General features: G+C 62.7%; 19 protein-coding genes. 2 read left to right on the forward strand and 17 right to left on the reverse strand.

Annotation, left to right across the window (positions count from 1 at the left end):
- Positions 1 to 113 precede the first annotated feature (113 nt).
- The 17 genes from LDO29_RS12200 to LDO29_RS12280 all read right to left on the reverse strand — a co-directional run bounded on the left by LDO29_RS12200 (position 114) and on the right by LDO29_RS12280 (position 17,372).
- Entirely contained in the window at positions 114 to 839 is a 726-nt protein-coding gene (locus tag LDO29_RS12200; protein ID WP_224080050.1) for a transporter substrate-binding domain-containing protein, read from the reverse strand.
- A 108-nt stretch (positions 840 to 947) separates the two neighbouring features.
- Positions 948 to 1,649 carry an NADPH-dependent F420 reductase gene (gene npdG / locus LDO29_RS12205; RefSeq protein ID WP_224080051.1) on the reverse strand — a complete coding sequence of 234 codons (702 nt, stop codon included), beginning with the start codon at positions 1,647 to 1,649 and terminating at the stop codon, positions 948 to 950.
- Positions 1,650 to 1,776: 127 nt separating this feature from the next.
- On the reverse strand, positions 1,777 to 2,583 hold the full coding sequence (locus tag LDO29_RS12210) for an ABC transporter ATP-binding protein (RefSeq protein ID WP_224080052.1): 807 nt from the start codon (positions 2,581 to 2,583) through the stop codon (positions 1,777 to 1,779).
- A 45-nt stretch (positions 2,584 to 2,628) separates the two neighbouring features.
- Entirely contained in the window at positions 2,629 to 3,795 is a 1,167-nt protein-coding gene (locus LDO29_RS12215; protein ID WP_224080053.1) for an alpha/beta hydrolase family protein, read from the reverse strand.
- A gap of 219 nt (positions 3,796 to 4,014) precedes the next feature.
- Positions 4,015 to 4,815 (reverse strand): IclR family transcriptional regulator, encoded by an 801-nt coding sequence (locus LDO29_RS12220; RefSeq protein WP_224080054.1) that lies wholly within the window; start codon positions 4,813 to 4,815, stop codon positions 4,015 to 4,017.
- 96 nt (positions 4,816 to 4,911) lie between these two features.
- Positions 4,912 to 5,601: a 2-phospho-L-lactate guanylyltransferase gene (gene cofC / locus LDO29_RS12225; protein WP_224080055.1), complete on the reverse strand. Its 690-nt coding sequence runs from the start codon at positions 5,599 to 5,601 to the stop codon at positions 4,912 to 4,914.
- Positions 5,598 to 6,530, reverse strand: a complete 933-nt coding sequence (gene cofD, locus LDO29_RS12230) for a 2-phospho-L-lactate transferase (protein ID WP_224080056.1) — start codon at positions 6,528 to 6,530, stop codon at positions 5,598 to 5,600. Before cofD ends, cofC begins: the two co-directional genes overlap by 4 nt.
- A 54-nt stretch (positions 6,531 to 6,584) precedes the next feature.
- Positions 6,585 to 7,352 carry a coenzyme F420-0:L-glutamate ligase gene (cofE, locus tag LDO29_RS12235; protein ID WP_224080057.1) on the reverse strand — a complete coding sequence of 256 codons (768 nt, stop codon included), beginning with the start codon at positions 7,350 to 7,352 and terminating at the stop codon, positions 6,585 to 6,587.
- Positions 7,353 to 7,510: 158 nt separating this feature from the next.
- Positions 7,511 to 9,937, reverse strand: a complete 2,427-nt coding sequence (cofH, locus tag LDO29_RS12240) for a 5-amino-6-(D-ribitylamino)uracil--L-tyrosine 4-hydroxyphenyl transferase CofH (RefSeq protein ID WP_224080058.1) — start codon at positions 9,935 to 9,937, stop codon at positions 7,511 to 7,513.
- A gap of 34 nt (positions 9,938 to 9,971) precedes the next feature.
- Complete coding sequence (locus tag LDO29_RS12245) at positions 9,972 to 10,760, reverse strand: alpha/beta fold hydrolase (protein WP_224080059.1); 789 nt, start codon at positions 10,758 to 10,760, stop codon at positions 9,972 to 9,974.
- Between the two features lie 2 nt (positions 10,761 to 10,762).
- Positions 10,763 to 11,803 carry an ABC transporter substrate-binding protein gene (locus LDO29_RS12250; RefSeq protein WP_224080060.1) on the reverse strand — a complete coding sequence of 347 codons (1,041 nt, stop codon included), beginning with the start codon at positions 11,801 to 11,803 and terminating at the stop codon, positions 10,763 to 10,765.
- Positions 11,804 to 11,850: 47 nt separating this feature from the next.
- Positions 11,851 to 12,327 carry an ester cyclase gene (locus LDO29_RS12255; RefSeq protein WP_224080061.1) on the reverse strand — a complete coding sequence of 159 codons (477 nt, stop codon included), beginning with the start codon at positions 12,325 to 12,327 and terminating at the stop codon, positions 11,851 to 11,853.
- A 42-nt stretch (positions 12,328 to 12,369) separates the two neighbouring features.
- Complete coding sequence (locus tag LDO29_RS12260) at positions 12,370 to 13,407, reverse strand: LLM class flavin-dependent oxidoreductase (protein ID WP_224080062.1); 1,038 nt, start codon at positions 13,405 to 13,407, stop codon at positions 12,370 to 12,372.
- Between the two features lie 9 nt (positions 13,408 to 13,416).
- Positions 13,417 to 14,277: an ABC transporter permease gene (locus LDO29_RS12265; protein WP_224080063.1), complete on the reverse strand. Its 861-nt coding sequence runs from the start codon at positions 14,275 to 14,277 to the stop codon at positions 13,417 to 13,419.
- 8 nt (positions 14,278 to 14,285) lie between these two features.
- Positions 14,286 to 14,435, reverse strand: a complete 150-nt coding sequence (locus LDO29_RS12270; protein WP_224080064.1) for a hypothetical protein — start codon at positions 14,433 to 14,435, stop codon at positions 14,286 to 14,288.
- Between the two features lie 1,475 nt (positions 14,436 to 15,910).
- On the reverse strand, positions 15,911 to 16,183 hold the full coding sequence (locus tag LDO29_RS12275; RefSeq protein WP_224080065.1) for a hypothetical protein: 273 nt from the start codon (positions 16,181 to 16,183) through the stop codon (positions 15,911 to 15,913).
- 139 nt (positions 16,184 to 16,322) lie between these two features.
- A complete protein-coding gene (locus tag LDO29_RS12280) occupies positions 16,323 to 17,372 on the reverse strand; it encodes an AraC family transcriptional regulator (protein WP_224080066.1) in 1,050 nt (349 codons plus the stop codon).
- Between the two features lie 299 nt (positions 17,373 to 17,671).
- On the opposite strand from LDO29_RS12280, the gene LDO29_RS12285 reads away from it, so the two are divergent.
- Together LDO29_RS12285 and LDO29_RS12290 are read left to right on the forward strand one after the other, a co-directional pair.
- On the forward strand, positions 17,672 to 18,574 hold the full coding sequence (locus LDO29_RS12285; RefSeq protein WP_224080333.1) for a TauD/TfdA dioxygenase family protein: 903 nt from the start codon (positions 17,672 to 17,674) through the stop codon (positions 18,572 to 18,574).
- A 24-nt stretch (positions 18,575 to 18,598) separates the two neighbouring features.
- Positions 18,599 to 19,663 carry a BKACE family enzyme gene (locus LDO29_RS12290; RefSeq protein WP_224080067.1) on the forward strand — a complete coding sequence of 355 codons (1,065 nt, stop codon included), beginning with the start codon at positions 18,599 to 18,601 and terminating at the stop codon, positions 19,661 to 19,663.
- The last annotated feature ends 98 nt before the right edge of the window (positions 19,664 to 19,761 follow it).

The following is a 19,761-nucleotide window of genomic DNA, read 5'->3' on the forward strand; positions in this document are numbered from 1 at the left end:
GCCCAACCGTGTTGTGGCGCGGCTTTCTCGTGCTGCACGAGGTCTCAAAGATGTATCGGCTATTCCGCCAAAACGAATAGCATTCGTCTTCACTTTGTGGGTAATCCTGAGGGCTAAGCCAGGGCAGCGACGGTAACGCCCCGCACATCATTGCGTCCGATCATCAGCCCGACCAGGCCCTCGCTGACCACGTCCTCGACGAAGTGCTGCAAATACCGCGCCCCCTCGGTACGCCTCTTGGGCGTGCCGATCGCTTGCTGAATGGCGGTGAAGCGACCATCCAGCACACGAGATCCGGGCATTCTTCCTTGCTCGGCCAGCAGGTAGGGACGCAGCCCCGCCAGAGCCTCCAGTCTCTGCGACTCGAAGATGCGGAACGATGCCTCGATTGAGTCGGCGCCGTGGAGCGTGGCGTGTCTGAGCGTCCGCCGCAAGTACAAGTCATATGCACTGCCGTCGAACAGCGAAATGCGAACTCCTTCGCAGTCCACGTCATTCACGGCGCGGATAGGGGAGTCCGGAGGAACGAGGTAGGTGGCGTCGATAAGAAGGTAGGGGCTCGTGAATGAGATCTCGGCCGCGCGAAGCGGATCGGCTCCGATCAGCCCCACATCCCACTCGTTGGCGTTCGCGGCGGCGGCAAGCTCGCCCGGGGTTTCGTAGAGCACGAAGCTCACCGGCACCCCGAGTCGCCTCGCGAGTTCACGGGCCAGGTCGGGCGCGATGCCCGACGGCTCGGACAGGTCAGCGCCACGTTTGATAAGCAGTGGGTTGGCCAGGTTCAGGCCAACCCGAAGCGCTCCGGTGGGAGCGAGTTCGTCACGCGCAATAGTTTGCATGGTGATAGGTGAAAGAGTTTCGTGGGTGGGATCAGTCAGAACACGTGGCGCAGTCCCGCCTCGATGCCTATCGAACTACCACCGGGATGGGCGCATCGCTCCAGCCGTTCAGCGCGCAACAGAATCGGACACCGCCAGATACGGCACGCCCGTGATTCGGATGCCAGCGACGTTCACCTTGTACTGCTGGTTGAGCGAAATCAACACGGATGTCAACGCTTCGGCAGCCGCCGAGTTGGCGAGGGGGCCGCCATGGAACGCACGCATACCGGCGGCGGCAGCCAGTCCGATCACTACGTCGCGGGCATCCTTGTCGTCGCCGCAAACCAGCACGTCGCAATCAATGGGCTTGTCGGCGTCGGCCAGCAGGTGGGCTGAGATGTTCTGGAAAGCCGAGACAACCTTCACCTTCCCACCAAGCATTTGTTGCAGCGCCTCCACGGCCGAGCCGGAAGCGGGCAACTGCACGCGCGCGACCTTGGGCGGCACAAGCGGCACCGTGACGTCAACGAAGATCTTGCCCTCCAGGAGGGCCTTGACACTCTCCGCCGTAGAGACCTGGGCCGAAAACGGTACTGTCATCACCACGATGCCAGCCCGCGCGGCGGCCGCATCATTGGTCATGCCAAGGATCGTCGCCCCGCCGGCATGAGCATTGAGTTTGGCAGCCGCCTCGGCTGCCCTTTCGGCGCTCCGGCTACCCAGCAAGACTTCGTAACCGGCCTTGGCCCACCGCAGCGCAAGCCCTGAACCTTCGTGGCCCGCGCCGCCCAAAATTCCGATGACAGGTTTCTCAGTTGTGATCGACATGTGTGCGTTCTCTACTGGAAGTGGGAAATAAGCGAGTCGGGTGACCCGGTCAGGCACCTCTGGCCGACCCGGTCAAGGATGCGGCCGGATTCCGGACGTCCGGCTCGGGCAACGCCAGCCAGGGCGCTCACATCGTCTCCAACCCCTTCTTTGCGGTCAGAACTTCGTCGCGAAGTTCGCTCCAGATGCGGTTGCTCAGATCGCCATACTCGGGCCTGCTCTTGATCTCGTAGACCTTGCGGGGGCGCGGCAGCTCGATGCTCAAGTCGCTCTTGAGCGTTCCGGGGCTTGCCGTCATGACCAGTGTGCGGTCACTGAGAACAATGGCCTCGTCGATCGAGTGCGTGATGAAGAGCACCGTCTTGCGGGTCTCTTCCCAAATGCGCAGGAGTTCTTCCTGCAGCAACGACTTGTTCTGCTCGTCCAGTGCCGCGAAGGGCTCGTCCATCAGCAGGATCTCGGGGTCGTTGGCAAAGCCGCGGGCAATGGACACCCGCTGCTTCATGCCGCCTGACAGCTGGTGGGGATAGGCATTCCTGAAGGCGTTGAGGCCGACCTTGTCGATGTAGTAGTCGACGGTATCGTCGATCTCCTTGGCCCCCCGGCGGCGCAGGCCATAGGCAACGTTATCCTTGACCGTCATCCATGGGAAAATTGACTGCTCTTGGAAGATCATCGAATTGAGCGGCTTTGACTGGTCGAAATGCGTGATCTCGAGCTGCCCGGACGTGTAGGTTTCCAGGCCTGCGATGATGCGCAGCAGCGTCGTCTTGCCGCAGCCGGACGGCCCGACGATGCAGCAGAACTGCCCTTTCTGGATGGTGAGATCGACCTCGGTCAACGCCGAAGTCGTCCCATGCCGGGCGGCGTACTCTTTTCCGAGCTGGCGCGCGACGATTTGCGGAGGGTTGGGGTACGGTGTTGAAGATGACACGATGCGTCCTTGTTGATCGTGTGGCTGAAACAGGTCCGAGTGTCCTTAGCGTGCGCTCAGGTGGTCGGCCATCCAATCCGCGACTCTGTTGATCGCCGGCTCCGGACGATCGACCTGCACGTGGCCGGAGCCGCCATCCTCTGCCGTATAGACCCACATGTCCTTGTTCCTGGAACTGATGCCGTCGAACAGGCGTTGCGCTTCGGCAAGCGGCGCCTGTCGGTCTTCAGCCCCATGCACGATCAGGAAATCGCAGTCGATCTTGTGTGCAATCGGCTCCAGGCGGAAGTTCTCCAGCTTGGCCATGGCAGCGTCGAAATCCTTGACGCCCAGGATGTGCAGCAGGTGGTGTTCCGTCGTGCCGAGTGCCGCGTTGTCGGCCACCTTCAAGGGGCGGCCAGCCTCGAAGTTCAGGCGCCGTTTCCACACGCCGTGGTAGTCGTAGATCACAGACCAGGCCACACAGGCTTTGATGCGCTTCTCGAAAGCCACGGCACGCGGGGCGTAGTAGCCGCCCAGGCTGGCCGCAATGATGCCGATGCGGTTGTGATCGACATCGGGCCGCGTCTCCAGATAGTCAACCATGCGGCCGACCGCCACCTCCGAATCGTGACGTGCCACCAGGCGGCTCAGCCTGAGTGTCGCACCCTGCCCCGGCCCGTCCACCGCGAGGCAGGAAATGCCGCGCATGGCGAGCGCATTGGCGATCGGGAACATCTCTTCCTTGGTGCCGTCGAGCCCGTCGGACAGGATGACCGTGGGAGCTGGTCCGGTCACGCCCACGGCCGGAATGAAGTAGGCCTTCAGGCTGGCACCGTCGAATGGAATGTCAATGATCTCGACTTGCGGCTGCGAGAGTTCCGCGAACCTGGCGAAGGTCGACAAGTGCCGCTGGTACAGGGACTTGGCCAGCGGATCTGCCGGACCGACGAAGGCTTCCGCCCACTGGTAGTACTGCGCAGCACGGTAGTAGGCGCCACGAGCAGTGACACGACGGCCAGCATCGAATGCGGCCTCGGCCGTCTCCTCTACCTGATTGGCCAGGCGCGTCCACGCGGCGATCCAGGCCGGCGAATCGCCCCGAGGCCCCTTGCGGGCGGCTTCATGCAGGCCAGCGCACGCCCAGTCGACATCTCCAAATGAGCCTCCCGACATCAAACAGCGCAGGGCGGCGAGGGACCAGGTGTAGTTAGTTGGGAAGTACAAGAACATCGGCTTTCCTTTGATCGTCCGCAAGAACTGGGTGGGCTTGAAGCATGCGCGAGCCGCGATTCACCAACGTGCAGCATCACGATTCGCGCAAGAATAGTGTCTCGCTGTCTGCGCCCTCAGGAACCCGCTTGTTCATTAGATGAACATCAGCTGTGGACAAGAGGTATGGGTTGGCTGGACAGCATCGGAAATGGGTATTCGGATCGGGGCAGCAAGCCGTCAGGGCACCAGCCAGGGTCCGCCCGTGGAGATAGCCGCTTTCACCGCCGAATTGATGGAGCGTGACTTGTCTTGCAAGAGCACCGCCAGTGACGCAGCGCGGTCGCGAGGCATGCGCGCATTGACGGCAGCGATGCTCAACGCTGCAAAGGGCCAGCCAAACCCATCGCGGATGGGAACCCCAACCGCAGAGACGCCCAGGGTTACGCGGCTGGTGACGTAGGCGAAGCCCGCCTTGCGGGTAGCTGCTACGGCCTCGAGCAATTCGGCTTCACCCAGACCTGTCAGTTCCAGCGTCTGCGGCGCTACGGTCTGCACCATCGGCAAGCGCTCTTCGTCGGGCAAGGCCGACAGCAGGGCCAATCCGCCGGCACCCAGGCCAAGTGGCCTTCTGCTGCCGATATTGAGGGACAGCACGCGGATGGGCGATGGGCCTTCGCAGCGGTCCAGACACACGGCCTCGGAGCCGCTTCGCAATATCAGGTAGACAGTGTCGCCGACCTCTTCGGCGATCCCGCGCATGATCGGCACGCAGTGGCTGCGGATGTCGAACTGGTCAGCAGCCGCCAACCCGATTTCAAAGGCGAGTGCACCGAGCGCGTAGCGCCGGTTGTCCTCGATCTGCCGCACCATGCGTTCCGAAATCAACTGTTGGAGCAAGCGGTGCACGGTGGGATGCGGCAGCCCGCTCATGCGCGAAAGGTCCGTTAGCGCCAACCCGCGGCGACCCATCGACGCGAGCAGGCGCACTATGTTCAGTGAACGGGTGATCGTCCCGGGCGTACCATCGTGTTGTGGCAAGCTCTTCCTCCTTCATGCTTCCCGGAAGCGCATGGCGCCCCTCATATCGATGGTGAGCGCAGATGCCGGCAGGCTGCGGGGGCACCGGCGAGAACGTCAAACACATACATTGCGCGCTCGCAAATCACTCAGGACACGCCTGGAGAAATCGTACCTGGCAGCACCGTGAATCAGCTCCGCCCAATACGCCAGGTCCTCTGGCAGGTCCAGGTCCAGTGCGAGCCCCTGGCTTCGGACCACCTTGGTCGGCAGATGCAACTCGCGTGCGTGGATCACGTGCTTCAGGAAGCTGCCCACACCGAATGCGTAAGGTATGGCAGCGACCGGCGCGAGCAACAGTGCATTGGTACCGGAGTTCTCATGGTTCGGGGAGATCACCATCTGCCTCTTCTGCTGATATGCGCAAAGAAGCAACTCCAGGTCCGAGGCAGAGAGAAGAGGCAGATCACTGGGCAGGACGAGCACGCCCTTCGCACCGCGGCGAGCCACTTCGGCAGCGGCCTGTTCGAGCGCAGCGTTCAGGCCATGCGGCTGGTGGTCGCGCAACGTCTCGACGCCCAGTTGCAGAGCAAGCTGGCGAACCTCATCGCAAGCGCTCACAACCAACACCCGGTCGGCATCGAACGCCGACTTTACGGTTTCCACCGTGTGCCGCAGCAGGGTTGCATTGAGATAGCGCCGGGCCGCGTCGCTTACCACCGGCGCAAGCCGTGACTTGCCGGTCACGACCGAGCGTGCTGGCACCACAGCCCAGATGTCACGATCCTGTGGGCGTTCACTGTTCATGGTTTGCGAAGCCGGCTGGCGAATTCAAGGACGGCCTCCGCCAGGTTCCTGCGGTCCGATGGATTGCGCATCAGCGTTTGCGCAACCAAAGTCGGCATGGGCGCTATCGGCGCCAGTTCGGCATCGCACACATCCAGGACGAAGCCGTCGATCAGGTCCTTGTACAGATCAGCCACACCCAGGGCCGAGACTGGAAAACCCAACTCCTTCTGGATCTTCGCCGCAGGGCCCTTGACGGCATTGCCGTCGATGATGGGCGAAACAGCAACAAGCGGCACACGGCGCGCCTGCAGACAAGCGCGAACCTGCGGGATGGCCAACATCGGCGCGATGCTCAGATGCGGGTTCGATGGGCAGAAAACGATGGCCTTCAACTGCGGATGATTCATGGCGTGGAGAAAGCGCTCGCTGGCACGCGCGCTATCCGCACCCTCCAACGTCAGACCGAGCACTCTGGGCGCACAGCGGCGGCGCACAAAGTAGTCCTGGAAACTCAACAGCCCCTCATCGGTGCGCACCGTAGTGCGAACCCGGTCATCGCTCACCGGAACCACGGCATGGCGCACACCCAGACGCCGGCAGAACGTTTCGGTCACCTCGGACAGGCTCATGCCGGCAAGCAGCCTGGTGCGCTCCACATGGGTTGCCATGTCCCGATCGCCCAAATGGAACCAGGTTTCGCCGCCGATCCGCTCCAGGGCTGCCATGAACGACGCAGTGTCGCCCGCCAGGCCCCAACCCGTGCTGGGATTGGCCAGACCGGCAAGCGTGTACATCACCGTGTCCAGATCGGGGCAGATGCGCAAGCCCAGGTGTTCGAAGTCGTCGCCGACATTGACCACCACTGTCAGCAACTCGGGCGCCAGCACCGCAGCCAGTCCGTCCGCGAGCTTCGCACCACCAACACCACCAGAGAAAGCTATGATCATGGCAAGTTACTTAAGGCTGCAAGCCGGAGCATCGATGCCGCGCCGGGTCTGCGATCAGCGGAACATGTCAGACGATTCGGGTCGGACAAGTTCGCGCGCGCTGCCGTTTCTTCGCTCATACGGCACGCCGCGCGCCAGGACGATTGGTACGGCTTCATCCGCTTGTCCCATTACCAGCGAAGCGGCCGCGGCCAGCTCGTCCGCCAGGCCCACTTCGGACTCCCGCAACACGCGGCCGAACAGGTCAGGCTGACCGCGCAGGTCTACCAGACCTGGCATGCCGCTCACGCCGATCGCGGTGCCCACAGTTCCGTTTCGCCAAGCCCTGCCGAAGCTGTCTATCACCAGGACGGCCACATCCACTCCCGTGCGCTCCAGCAGTTCGCAACGCATCTGCGCGCACCAGGCATCCGGATCCTGCGGCAGTAGCAGCGCCAGGTCATCTCCGGTCGATCCGACGTTGGACATGTCGATGCCCGCGTTGGCCATGACGTAGCCAAGCCGGTGCGCCACGATCAGGACGCCGGGGCGGTGTCGTACCACGGCCGACGACTCGGACAGGATGAGCTGAACGAGTCGCGGGTCTTTCCCAACCTCGGCTGCGAGGGCCTCAGCCTGCACACTGGGCACTACGGTGTCCAGTTGCACAACCCGCCCCTGCGCCTTGGACACGATCTTCTGCGCGAAGACGAGCACGTCGCCCGCCCTGAGCACTTGCTCCGATGCATTCAGCGCCTGCAGGACAATGTCCGCCAGGTTGTAGCCGGCCTGGACCATGGGCACGGCCGTCAGCGGCGTGAGCGTGAGACAGGATGGACGCATCGTTCTAACCGTTCAGTGCGCAACGATCATCGGTTCGCTGCGATAGGCGTTGGGCTTGGCGGCCGCCAGACAAACCTTCGCAACCGGCCCTGGCCCACCGCAGCGTGAACTCCGAACCGTCCTGGCCCAAGCCGCCCAAAATTCCGATAACAAGTTGCTCAGCCGTGATCGACATGTTCCATCCTTTGCGAACAACCTTGGGAGGCTTCGCCGGCCTTGACGAGGCCGCTCGAAGGGGAAGCGTAGTGGGCTTGCACCTGGATTGGCACGTGCAGCGGGGCTGCCTTACGCGCAAGCTGCTGCCGCTGCATGTCTGGCTCTCCATACAGCGTGGTGCGCTGCCTCGGGCTCCTGCCGGCTTCCTGGATCAACCGCTCCATGGCGGCAGGGGTAAGTTCCTGTCCATTTTTTGAACCGGCAGCGCGCGAAATGCTCTCGTCCATGAGTGTTCCGCCCAGGTCGTTGACCCCGGCGTCCAGGCACGCACGCACGCCCTGCGGCCCCATCTTCACCCAAGACACCTGGATGTTGGGTATCACCGGGTTGAGCACCAGTCGAGCCACAGCATGCATCAGCACTGCCTCGCGGAAAGTGGGGCCTCGGCGCGCCCCTCCCTTGGCAAAGAGCGGCGCCTCCATCGGCACAAAGGGCAGTGGCACAAACTCCGTAATGCCGCCCGTGTCCTGTTGCAGGCGGCGGATGCGAAGCAGATGCCGCGCGGAATGGCGCGAATGCTCGATGTGGCCAAACATGATGGTTGCAGTGGTGCGAAGGCCAACCTCATGCGCTGTGGCGACTACGTCGAGCCATTCCTGGGTGTTCAGCTTGTCCGGGCAGATAACCGAGCGTACCGAATCGTCGAGGATCTCCGCGGCCGTGCCGGGAAGCGAGCGCAGCCCGCTGGCTTTCAGCGTCGTGAGGAAGTCCTTGACGGGAATGCCCAATGTTCGCGCGCCCTGGACGATTTCCAGCGGGGAGAAGGCATGGATATGCATTCCCGGGATCGCTTGCCTCACTCCCCGGCAAAATGCCAGGTAGGTGTCGCCCGTATAAGAGGGATGGATGCCGCCCTGAAGACAGATCTCGGTCGCGCCGCGATCCCAGGCCTCCTGCGCACGCCGGACAACCTCGTCCACGTCGATCTGGTAGGGCTTGCCCCTCAAGCCCTCGGATATCTTGCCTTTTGCAAAGGCGCAGAACTTGCACCGAAAACTGCAAATGTTGGTGTAGTTGATATTGCGATTGACCACATAAGTGACCGTGTCCCCATTGGTCTTCTTGCGCAACTCGTTGGCGGCGGAACAGACGTGGTGGAAATCCGCATCCCGCGCGTGCAACAAGCTCACCACCTCGGACTCGTCCAGGTCCTTGCCTTCCAGGGCCTTGGCCACCACGGCAGCCAGTACCGGCCCAACTGCGCCCAGCGCCCGGCGCGGGGGTGGTGGCGCGGCGTCAGTACCTGGTGCCCAGGCATCGTCTCGGGCGAACTGCTCAGCATCGCTGGCGCGCAGGACGGGGCCCACCAGGGCTGAATCGATCCACTGGCTGGCTTTGCGGATGTAGTCCGGGTAGACGGCCATGCGCGGCACGAGTACCCTGCCCCGGGCCGCTGCGTGCTCGGCAAGCGAGCTGACCTGAGGCCAAGCCGCCTCGGGGTTGACATGGTCGATGGTGACGGGGGAAATGCCGCCCCAATCGTTGATTCCCGCGTCGAGCAGGCGGTCCAGGCCATGGGGGCTCAGGTTCGGCGGCGCCTGGATGCTCATCGAAGGGCCGAGCAGCAGCCGCGCGGCGGCAACGGACCACAAGAAATCATCGAAATCCGGTTCAGCATGCCTGGCCATCCGGGTGTCGGCCTTGGCACGGAAATTCTGGATGATGACTTCCTGAATGTGGCCGTACCTTTGGTGCAAGTCGCGGATCGCGATCAGCGAATCGATGCGCTCCTCGCGCGTCTCGCCGATACCGACCAGGATACCGGTGGTGAAGGGGACCGCAAGCTCTCCAGCCAGACGGATGGTCTCCAGCCGGGCCGCCGGCACCTTGTCCGGAGAACCGAAATGAGGTCCGCCGCGTTCGCACAGCCGATCCGACACGCTTTCCAGCATCAGTCCCTGGCTCACCGACACTTTGCGCAACCGGGCAATGTCCGCCGCCCCCATGACGCCGGCGTTCACATGCGGCAGAAGCCCAGTCTCGGTCGCTACCAGCTCACAGACCTCGGCCAGGTAGCTCAACGTGGATTCGTGACCCAACTTGGCGAGTTCGTCCCGGGCCGCGGCGTAGCGAAGCTCAGGCTTGTCCCCCAGCGTGAATAGTGCCTCGTGGCACCCGGCCTTCGCCCCTGCACGGGCAATCGCCAGCACAGCTTCCCTGTCCAGGTAGCACGGCTGGCCAGACCGGGGCGTCTGGGCAAAGGTGCAATAGGCGCAAACGTCGCGACAAAGCTTGGTCAGCGGGATAAAAACCTTGCGGGAATAGGTCTGCGTCCCGCCATGGCCCAGATCGCGCTGGTCGCGGGCCTGCTGCATGAGCAAGGGCAAGTCTGCGGAAAGCAGGAATTGCCGGAGTGCGGCATCGCTCATCGTCTGGCTCCTGGACATGTTCCTGGGATGGTGCTTATGCCGCGTTCGCAAGGCCGCGCAGGAAGCGCAGCAGCGCATGATTGCTTTCGGCGGCGTGAGTCATGGGCGGTGCATGGCCCGCCCCCTGGATTTCCACCAACTCAGCGTTCGCGATGCCGGCGGCCAGCTGTCTGCCATGCGACACGTCGATGGCAATGTCATCGGTGCCGTGGATCACGAGCGTCGGCACCGAGATCTCGCCCAGGCGAGGGGTCAGGTCGTCGCGTGAGATGAGTGCATTGATGGGGAGCGTCAGCCTGTCCTTGCCCATCGACCTCCACTTGTCGACCCATGCCGGCGCATACCTGTCATCGGCGATCAGCAGCTTCGACAGCATCTGCTGCGCGTTGGCGCTTCCGTTCTGCGACCACTCCTTGTCCAGCAGTCTGAAGTTGTTGTTTTGCTCCTCGGTGTCCAGGCCGGCGCGCGTCGAGATCAGCACCAGGCCGTTGACGTGTCCAGGCGCCATGAGAGCCGCACGCATCGAGAGGAATCCCCCCTGGGACAGCCCGACCAGCGTGGCCCGCTCTATCTCCAGGTGCCTCATCAGACCAAGCAGATCTTGCGCCGAATCCCAGTAGGTGAATGGAGCTCCATTGGCCATGGTCCGGCCAAAGCCCCGCTGGTCAAAGGCGACGCAGCGAAACTGCGAGCCGAGCGCCTCGACCTGCGCGGCAAACATTTCATGGTCCAGGAGGAATCCATGGCTGAAGATGACCGCTGGCGCGCTGCCTCCGGTGTCTTCGAAAAAGATGGTCTGGCCGTTCACATTGGCGTAAGGCATGGCTAGCGCCTCCTGGCCAGTGCGGCCTGCCGGAACCGGTCGTCGCGAAGACTTTTGGGATCGATACGTGTGCGGATAGTGCCGAGTTTGACCTGCCAGTCGAGAAAGGCTTCCACGCTCTCCATGGACGGCACCCCATCCTCGGGAATGCTCATCATCGGCGTGTCAGGGCGGATGTCGATGTTGTACTTGCGCAGGATGGCCAGAATCGCGTCCTTGTCCTTCTGGGCCGGACCGAATGCCTGGCCATAGTCGCGTACGCCCTTGAGATAGGCCTGCATGAACCGGTTCCCTGCCTCGACGTTGCGCACGGTCAGCGCTGGGCCGTACACCAGATAGCCGGCCGGAGAGTTCGGGAACACCTGGTCCGCAGAGGCGACGCGCACGCCGCCGGCACGCTCCAGTAACAGTGTGCCAAAGGGCTCCACCACCGAGGCGCCGTCGACGGCACCGTTGGTCATCCCGGCGACGATGTTCGCGATCCCTAGCCCGACGTATTGGACATCATCCATTTGCAGTCCCGCCCTGCGGGCCAGTTCCGCCGTCAACCAGTGCGGCGCCGAAGTGATGCCAGTCGCAATCTTCATGCCCTTCAGATCGCTTGGCGTCTTGTAGCGGCCGCTGGTGACCAGGTCCTTGCGCAGCACCAGGCTGCTGAAGCTGCGGCCCGGCGCGTTGACACCGGCGCCGGCCACGACGCTAAGTTCGACGCCGCGGACCCTGGCGTTGAACAGCGCAACGTTCACGCTGCTAGCAGCCACGTCGATGACGCCAGTCGCCTGCGCCTGGTATTCATCCGGACCGGAGGCGAAACTCTTCAGCTCGACGTCGAGGCCTTCATCAAGGAAATAGCCCTTCTCCAGCGCAATCAGCGACGGCGCATCGAATAGCGCTGAGATGATGCCGAGTCGCACTTTCATCCGATCAGCCTTTGCACCACCCTGCGCCCATGCACCTGTGGCCAACCAGCCCAAGCCGGCACCCAACGTTGCGATGGCACCGCGCCTCGTTGTCACACGGGAACTGGAGCGCGAACTTGTCATTTGAGAACCTCTCAATCGAATAGGTTGAAATCGCCGCAGGCAGGGCACTAGGCCTGGACTGCCTTCGTCAGCGCGGGTACGGACACCCCAAGGGCTTTCAGGAAGCCGAGTTCGTCTCCCAGTGCCCAGACCTGCGCAACACGGGAATCCTTGATCTTGAACATCACCACCATCGGGAACTCGAACGTCGGGCGGTCGATGGAGCTGCCTTCGACGCGGTAGCGGTAGCGGCCTACGATGCGCTGGCGCGAGACGACCATGTCACCACTGGCGACTTCCTCGTCCACGATGACGCGCCACTCTTCAAAGTTCCGGTGCACGGCCTCGATGGCCGCGCAGAAACGCTGGACCGGGTCTTCCAGTTGCGGCCCCTTGGTCAGCAGCGAAGGCAACGTGTCCGCCAGCCCGGGACGGGCGTGGACATAGTCGGGTGAAATCAGCTGACGGGCAGCCTCGAAGTCCTGGTTTCCAACGGCCGCACTCAGCCGCCGGGTAATCGCGATATTTTGCTCAGTGCTGGACATGTTTCTGCTCTCCACGGGAATCGGCAATAGACCGCCCTTTACTTACTGGAAGTGGGGAATAATCTCGCGGCCGACCAACTCCACCGTTCTGCTGACCTGCTCGAACGGGATCTCGCCCGGATTGAGCCGCAGTTGGATGTCGGTGACCCCGGCATCGGCGTAGCGGGACAGCGTTGGGATGATCGAATCGGGTGACCCGATCAGGCACATCTCGCCAACCCGCTCAAGGATGCGGTCGGAGTCCGGCGTCAGCGGCACGATCTCCGACGCCGGGTCATCGGGATTGGCATGCCCCGTCATCGCGCCGAAGCTCGCATAGGTGCGGATCACCTTCTCGACATACTTGCCGCTTTCTTCCAACGCGCGCTGGGTGGAGTTGGAAACGACCGTCAACCGGTTCACAGCCACTCGCACGGTGCTCGGATCGCGCCCGGTTGCAGTCATTTGCTCGCGGTTGGCCGCTACCTGCCTGGCGATATCCCCCAGGTGGTACATCGTCGCCGCGAACCACGCTTCGCCATGCTGGGCCACTCGGCGGGCCGTGCGAGGCCCCATGCCGCCGAACCACATGGGCGGGCCGCCAGCCTGCACCGGTAGCGGCGCGATCGGCTGGCTGACGCTGAGCGTCTTGCCGGTGAACTCACCCTTGCCCGACCACAGCGCACGCACTGCGCCGACGATGTCGTCCATGCGGTCGCCGGCCGACTTTTCGTCGATGCCGAAGCGCGCCATGTCCGGGGCATGGCCCAGTGCCACCCCGAGTGTGAATCGTCCGTTCGTGATCTGGTCGAGCACCGCGGTATCGTAGGCCAGCCGCAGCGGATGCCACAGCGGAGCCATGGTCACTCCGGTGCCCAGGCGCAGCGAGGTGCGCGGCGCCAGGGCGGCAAGGACCAATATGGGCGACGGCAGCGAGAAGTACGAGTTGCGGACGGGGAAGTTCTCCCCGGTGAAGCAGGACGTGAAGCCGTGGCGCTCGGCCTGGTTGATGATGGGCACGATAGCATCCAAGACACCGGCGACGGTTGTTCCTGCACGCGGGCTGAAGTCGAATGACAGACCGAAGTTCAATTTAGGCATGGCTATGTCCTACGAGCGTTGTTTCCAGGGAAGCATGCTGCGCTCCATGGCGTCGAACATCCAGAAGGAGACCGTGCCGAGCGCTGCGATCGTGACCAAACCAACGTACATGTCTTCGATCGCCAGGGTCTGCCACGCGCGCCAGATCAGGTAGCCGATACCGGACTCGCTCGACACCATTTCAGCGGTGATCAGGAGCAGCAGCGCAATACCCCAGCCGAGCCGCAGGCCTGCAAAGATGGTGGGCAGTGCGCCAGGCAGCGCGATGGTGAAGCACACGGCAGACTTGCTGGCGCGGAAGTTACGGCCGACGTCCAGGTAGATCTTCTCGATGTTTGCCACGCCAGTAGAGGTGGCAATCAGAACCTGGAAAAAGACACCAATGGCGATGATGGCCCACTTCGACCCTTCGCCAATCCCGAAGATCAACATGATCAGCGGAAGGATGGCCACCTTGGGGATGGGGAAGATGGCACCCACAATGGGCTGTACCGCCGCTCTCACCATAGGCACCAGACCCATGACTACGCCCAGGGCGAGTCCTGGCAAGGCCCCCAGCACAAAGCCGATGCAAGCGCGGGTCAGGCTGGTTACCACGTGATAGGGAAGCGACTTGTTCCATGCTGTTTGCACCGTGAGGTCGTAGAAGGTGCCAACGATGTTCGACGGCGGTGGGAAAAAGCGCACGTCGATCAGTCGCAGATGGCCCAAGGCCTCCCATACCAACAGCAGCGCCATGGGCGTAAAGAACGCGATAAGGCGTTCGCTGTTGCGCTTGCGTGTCGAGTTCCGGCGCGGCGGGTCCGATCGTTGAACGACGCGGCGCAGGGGAGGCTTGGCATCGACTTGGGGTGAAGCTAGAGTGTTCACGTCGTCTCCTATCCCTTCTTGGCGGTCAGAACTTCGTCGCGAAGTTCGCTCCCGATGGGGTTGCTCAGTTCGCCATACCCAGGTCTGCTCTTGATCTCGTAGACCTCGCGGGAGCGCAGCAGCACGATGGCCAGGTCGCTCTTGGCAAGGCAGTACAAGACCGTCGGTTTTCCTATGATCGTCGGCAAGAACTGATTGGTCTTGAAGCATGCGCGAACCGCGATTCACCAACGGGTAGCATCACGATTCGCGCCAAATCAGTGTCACTCGGCCTACGCTCTCGAGAACCTGCTTGTTCATTGGATGAACATCAGAATTGCTCTTACGGGCGTCGAACTCTCACGGTCCCCATTCACCGCGCATCACCTTCCCAGGTGCCCTGCCGCTTGGTGGCTTGCATGTAAGTTCCAGGGTCTCATGGGGCTTCCGCGCCGCAAACGCAATAGTCGGAAACCTCGGGACGTCATCGTGCAACGAGTTCTCGGCCCAGCAAAATGTATATTTTTACTGAATGAATATATCATTTAGTTTTCGAAGACTCTAGCTACCGCCCTGAACCTTGTCAACGCGTAATAGCCCCGGTTGATGCTCAGCACTGGAAAGTGAAGACATGGCCTCGGGAAGCGTCCTGAACGTCAATCCCAAGTGATCGACGGTGGGCGACGAACACCATGCCGGTCACAGTTGCATTCACGCAGATCCGTGATGTAGGGCATCAGCATGCGGTCATCTAATCTGACTGATGAAACGCAAGCGGCGATGAAAGCCGCACAGCAACGGAAATGACAGTGAACCTGCTATTCCGCCAGCCACGCCCCACGTGGAGTGGTGGGCTGCACTGCCATGCGCGCAGCAGTAGGTACACAGAGAAGCCCGGATGACTTCGCAACGTTGGCGGGGAGTGCTCCCAGCACCGCGCCGTCCTGTCTGTCAGACGCACAGGCGCTGCTCGATGTGGATCCGGGAGGAAGGAGCGGCCCTGTACGCATAGTCTCGCTCCACTTCGTTTCTTGCCAGCACGCCGGAGAGGTGCTGCTTGCGCTTTCGCTCCGGTCACAGCACGTTGGCTGGCCGATACTCCCATGTCTCTATGAGGGCTCGGGTTTCAAAGGCCGCGTAAGGTCGGCGGTTGGCGAGAGTGAAGCGGGACTTGAACAGTGCCCACATGGTCTGGAACAGGACTCCGACATATGTTGGAGTTGAGACATCCGTCGGGACGCTTGTGGACAAGCCAATTGCTCCTGATGCTGAAGCAGCCTGAATGCCGCAGTCTTGCATCCCTGGAAGGCGGCCCCGCCAGCCATGCACGGCGATACCTCCGAAGGGATGGTGGGGCTACCGATGTCAGCGCCGGAACATTGCAATTACTATGGGTATCAAAGGAATGCTGAGAACGACCAATACTCCGTCGACTGCCACGGCGACTAGGGTCATCAGCACAAGCGCCTGCCTGCCGCCTTTTGGCAAGGCCTCCCTGACGTCGATCTTGTAGGACTGATTCAGAGTCTTTGCACTGGCCGGCATGCTGAAGTTGCCCGCAGCGCAGCATCGCCGCGCCACCGCCCTCAGCTTGGGTTTCTCAAGAGGCATCCGCCGCAAGCAATCCTGGACAGCCCGCCCCACTCGTACCGGCTCATTCGAACGCCACGATCCACTCGAGGAACGTATGCACCACCACAGCAAGGAGTGGCGCCACACATAACCAGCGTACGAGCCTTGGCGCATGGCGCCACCAGATTCCGATCATCGCCAGACCGCATGCCGCGAGCGCGAGTCCTGACGCAATCAGGTAGTGCCGCTGCGACGCGTACGCCCAGAGACTGGCCACGGGCCCCTCTGCGCCGAACGGATAGCGTTGCGGTGAATGCCACGCCTCCCGGGCGTCAATCGCGAAGAGTACGATCATCGCGAGAAGCGCAGCAGACGCGACCCACCTAATACATGACCACAAGGTCCATGTCCTTTGCATAGTAGATGAACTCCCCAATGAAGCTGTCCGTCGAGTTCGTCAAGTCAATGCAGCCGATGCAAGCCTCCCGTATCACCTAGCCATGCCGCAGGCACACCGGCCGCCGACCTTCTGCCGGTGGGCCGTCATGTACCAGCCGCTGGCGCCACTGCGATGGCGAGACTCCGAACTCGCCCGAGAACCAGCGCGTAAAAGAACTCGGCATCGAAAAGCCCAACAGCTCGGCAACCTGGGCCAGCAAATGGCCGCCGCTGACAAGGTACCGGACCACCAGCTCGCGCCGCACGTCATTGACCTGATGGGAGAACACGGTGCCTGCCGATTTGAGCCTGCGCTGCAGCGTGCGCACATCCATCTCCAGCCCCCGGGCCACCTGTTCAATCGAAGCCTGGCCCATGGGCAGCAGCAGATAGATGGCCTTGCGGACCTCCAGGACACAGGATGTCGCGCAGGCCTCTGACTGCGCTTCCAGACAGCGGCGTGCATACTCCGCCATCATCGGGTCCGCGACCGGGTTGGGATGATCGAAATCCGCGGCGGCACAGGCGATCCCGTTGAAGTCACTGTGAAACTTCAGCTTGCAACCAAACATGCGCCGATGCAGCTGCAGATCGGCCGGCGCGTCATGCGTGAAATGGACGCTGAACGGGTTCCACTGCGGACCGAACAGGACACTGCACGCGCGATGCAGCGTACCGGTGGCAAGCTCGATGGCCTGACGAGATACCGGCGCATCCTCCAGCACGATTTCCTCTCGCACGATCACTGTCGTGCCGGCATCCTCCACCAGCATCGCCAGCGATTCATTCATCAGGCAGCGATAGCGGATCAGCGTACGTAACGCATCACGCAGGGTAGCCTGGTGCATCAGCAACAGGCTGATGGCGCCCAGGTCCGCGAGCTGGCGCGTCGCGGCCATGCGCAGGCCGAATGACTGGCAGCCGCTTGCGCGCGCCGCCTCGTCCAGCAAGATCATGACCGTGGTCACCGGAATGCGCTGGTCCGGGTTATCGAGCAAGGCGCGTGAGACGCCTGCTGCCCGCAAGATCGGTTCCGTATCCAGCCCCAATTGCGACGCCACGTCGAAGTAACCCGTCAACGCCGCCGCGCGAACCCTTGTCTCCATTGCTCCCTCCCTCTCGCTCTGCCTGAAAGGATGGTGTCGGCCGGACCCGAAAAATTTGACGGGGATCAAATCGTAGCGGCCAGGAGCCCGACCCTGGCATCAAACGCAATGCGCTTGTCGCGCAATGAAAAGTCCCGCCCTGGTCCGAACAGTAACTTTCACCTGACGCCAGACGCGTTGATTGACCCCGAACCATACGGCAGGAGACAAAGAGTGACCCCAACCAGCATTTCCCATCGCCCGGCAGGGCGCCGCACCGCATGCCCGGCTTCCGTCATTGCCCGCACGGAGGCTGCATGATGCGCGTAGAACAACTGACCGCCACCATCGGCGCCGAACTGGTCGGCTTGAACCTGGCCGATGCCATCCATGACGACGGGCTGTTCGACGAGATCCGGGCCGCCCTGCTGCGGCACAAGGTGCTGTTCCTGCGTGACCAGAACATTTCCCGCGCCGAGCACGTCGCTTTTGCGGAGCGATTCGGCAGCCTGGAAAATCACCCGGTAGCCGGCAGCCACCCGCAGTACCCGGGGCTGGTCCAGATCTACAAGCGGCCGGACCAGCCGATGGACCGCTACGAGAACGCCTGGCACACCGACGCGACCTGGCGTGAAGCCCCGCCCATGGGGTGCGTGCTGCGCTGCGTGGAAAGCCCTGCCGTCGGGGGCGACACGATGTGGGCCAACATGGTTCTCGCCTACGAGAACCTGCCCGAGCACGTGAAGACCCAGATAGCCGGCCTGCGCGCCCGGCACAGCATCGAGGCCAGCTTTGGTGCCGCCATGCCGATCGAAAAGCGCCTGGCACTGAAGGAGCAGTACCCCGATCCCGAGCACCCCGTGGTGCGCATCCACCCCGAGACCGGTGAAAAGGTCCTCTTCGTCAACGCTTTCACCACCCACATCACCAATTTCCACACGGCGGAGAACGTGCGTTTCGGCCAGGACTACAACCCGGGCGCGTTCGAGCTGCTGCGTTACCTCGTGTCGCAGGCGTTCATTCCCGAGTACCAGGTTCGCTGGCGCTGGAAGGCCAACAGCATGGCCATCTGGGACAACCGCAGCACCCAGCATTACGCGGTGATGGACTACGCGCCCTGCCACCGCAAGATGGAGCGCGCCGGCATCATCGGCGACAAGCCCTTTGGCATTGGCGAGCGCGACATCCACACCCGTACCCCCGAACCCGCACTGGCCGCCTGAGCCGACTACCCCCAGGAGAGAGACATGGATTTCATCGACGGTTCGCTGTTCCCCGAGAACCAGCAGAAGCTGGTGATTACCGCGGCCCCTTATGGCCCGGAATGGATGCCTTCCGATTTCCCGGAAGATATTCCGGTGAGCATGGAACAACAGATTCAGAAAGCCGTGGACTGCTACAACGCCGGCGCCACCGTGCTGCACGTGCATGTGCGTGAAGCGGACGGCAAGGGCTCCAAGCGCTTGTCCAAGTTCAACGAACTGCTGGCCGGCATCCGCGCCCGCGTACCGGACATGATCCTGCAGGTGGGGGGCTCGATTTCCTTCGCGCCGGAGAGCGACGGTGATGTCGCCAAATGGCTGTCGGACGATACCCGCCACATGCTGGCGGAGCTGAAGCCCACGCCGGACCAGGTGACGATCGCCATCAACACCAACCAGATGAACGTGGTCGAGCAGATGTGCGCGGCCGACGTGGCCGGCACCTCGCTGGCCGAGCCGGCGAACTATCGCGCCTATCGCGAGATGACCATTCCAGCCGGGCCGGAATGGGTGGAGGAACACATCCGCCGCCTCAGCAGCAACGGCATCCAGACCCACTTCCAGCTTGCCAACATCGCGCAGCTGGAAACGGTGGAGCGGATGATGCGCAGAGGCACCTGCAACGTGCCCCTGATCCTGACCTGGGTGGCGATCGGCGGCGGCTTTGAAGCGCCCAACCTCTACAACCTGGCGAACTTCGTGCGTGCCTGCCCCAATGGTTCGGTGCTGACGCTGGAAACCTCCATGCTCAACGTGCTGCCGCTGAACATGATGGCCATCGCCCTGGGCCTGCACGTGCGGTGCGGCATCGAGGACAACATCTGGACCCAGCGCCGCGACCGCAAGATGGGCACCGTGGAGCAGATCGAGCAACTGGTGCGCATGTCGCGCGAGTTCGGGCGCGATGTCGCCAATGCGGAGGAAGCGCGGGAGATCTATAAGATCGGCACGTTCTATGACGGTGCTGCGGAGACGCTGGCTGAGAATGGGTTCGCGCCGAATCGAAAGCCCGGGCAGGTTGGGTTCACGAGGCACGGCAGCCGCGCATAACCGGCAGTACTACACCTAGCGTTGATCGGCATGCCCGCCGCACCGCCCCGCAGACACTGCCGGGGCGGTGCGGCGGGCATTGTTATTTCCGCTTCCTC

Origin of the sequence: Cupriavidus laharis (assembly GCF_914271435.1) — a bacterium.
GTDB lineage: Bacteria > Pseudomonadota > Gammaproteobacteria > Burkholderiales > Burkholderiaceae > Cupriavidus > Cupriavidus laharis.

Excerpts from the sequence above, each read along its gene's own strand:
- LDO29_RS12200 (WP_224080050.1), bottom strand. The coding sequence starts at position 839 with ATGCAAACTATTGCGCGTGACGAACTCGCTCCCACCGGAGCGCTTCGG.
- npdG (WP_224080051.1), bottom strand. The coding sequence starts at position 1,649 with ATGTCGATCACAACTGAGAAACCTGTCATCGGAATTTTGGGCGGCGCG.
- LDO29_RS12215 (WP_224080053.1), bottom strand. The coding sequence starts at position 3,795 with ATGTTCTTGTACTTCCCAACTAACTACACCTGGTCCCTCGCCGCCCTG.
- cofC (WP_224080055.1), bottom strand. The coding sequence starts at position 5,601 with ATGAACAGTGAACGCCCACAGGATCGTGACATCTGGGCTGTGGTGCCA.
- cofD (WP_224080056.1), bottom strand. The coding sequence starts at position 6,530 with ATGATCATAGCTTTCTCTGGTGGTGTTGGTGGTGCGAAGCTCGCGGAC.
- cofE (WP_224080057.1), bottom strand. The coding sequence starts at position 7,352 with ATGCGTCCATCCTGTCTCACGCTCACGCCGCTGACGGCCGTGCCCATG.
- cofH (WP_224080058.1), bottom strand. The coding sequence starts at position 9,937 with ATGAGCGATGCCGCACTCCGGCAATTCCTGCTTTCCGCAGACTTGCCC.
- LDO29_RS12245 (WP_224080059.1), bottom strand. The coding sequence starts at position 10,760 with ATGCCTTACGCCAATGTGAACGGCCAGACCATCTTTTTCGAAGACACC.
- LDO29_RS12250 (WP_224080060.1), bottom strand. The coding sequence starts at position 11,803 with ATGACAAGTTCGCGCTCCAGTTCCCGTGTGACAACGAGGCGCGGTGCC.
- LDO29_RS12255 (WP_224080061.1), bottom strand. The coding sequence starts at position 12,327 with ATGTCCAGCACTGAGCAAAATATCGCGATTACCCGGCGGCTGAGTGCG.
- LDO29_RS12260 (WP_224080062.1), bottom strand. The coding sequence starts at position 13,407 with ATGCCTAAATTGAACTTCGGTCTGTCATTCGACTTCAGCCCGCGTGCA.
- LDO29_RS12275 (WP_224080065.1), bottom strand. The coding sequence starts at position 16,183 with ATGATCGTACTCTTCGCGATTGACGCCCGGGAGGCGTGGCATTCACCG.
- LDO29_RS12280 (WP_224080066.1), bottom strand. The coding sequence starts at position 17,372 with ATGGAGACAAGGGTTCGCGCGGCGGCGTTGACGGGTTACTTCGACGTG.
- LDO29_RS12285 (WP_224080333.1), top strand. The coding sequence starts at position 17,672 with ATGCGCGTAGAACAACTGACCGCCACCATCGGCGCCGAACTGGTCGGC.
- LDO29_RS12290 (WP_224080067.1), top strand. The coding sequence starts at position 18,599 with ATGGATTTCATCGACGGTTCGCTGTTCCCCGAGAACCAGCAGAAGCTG.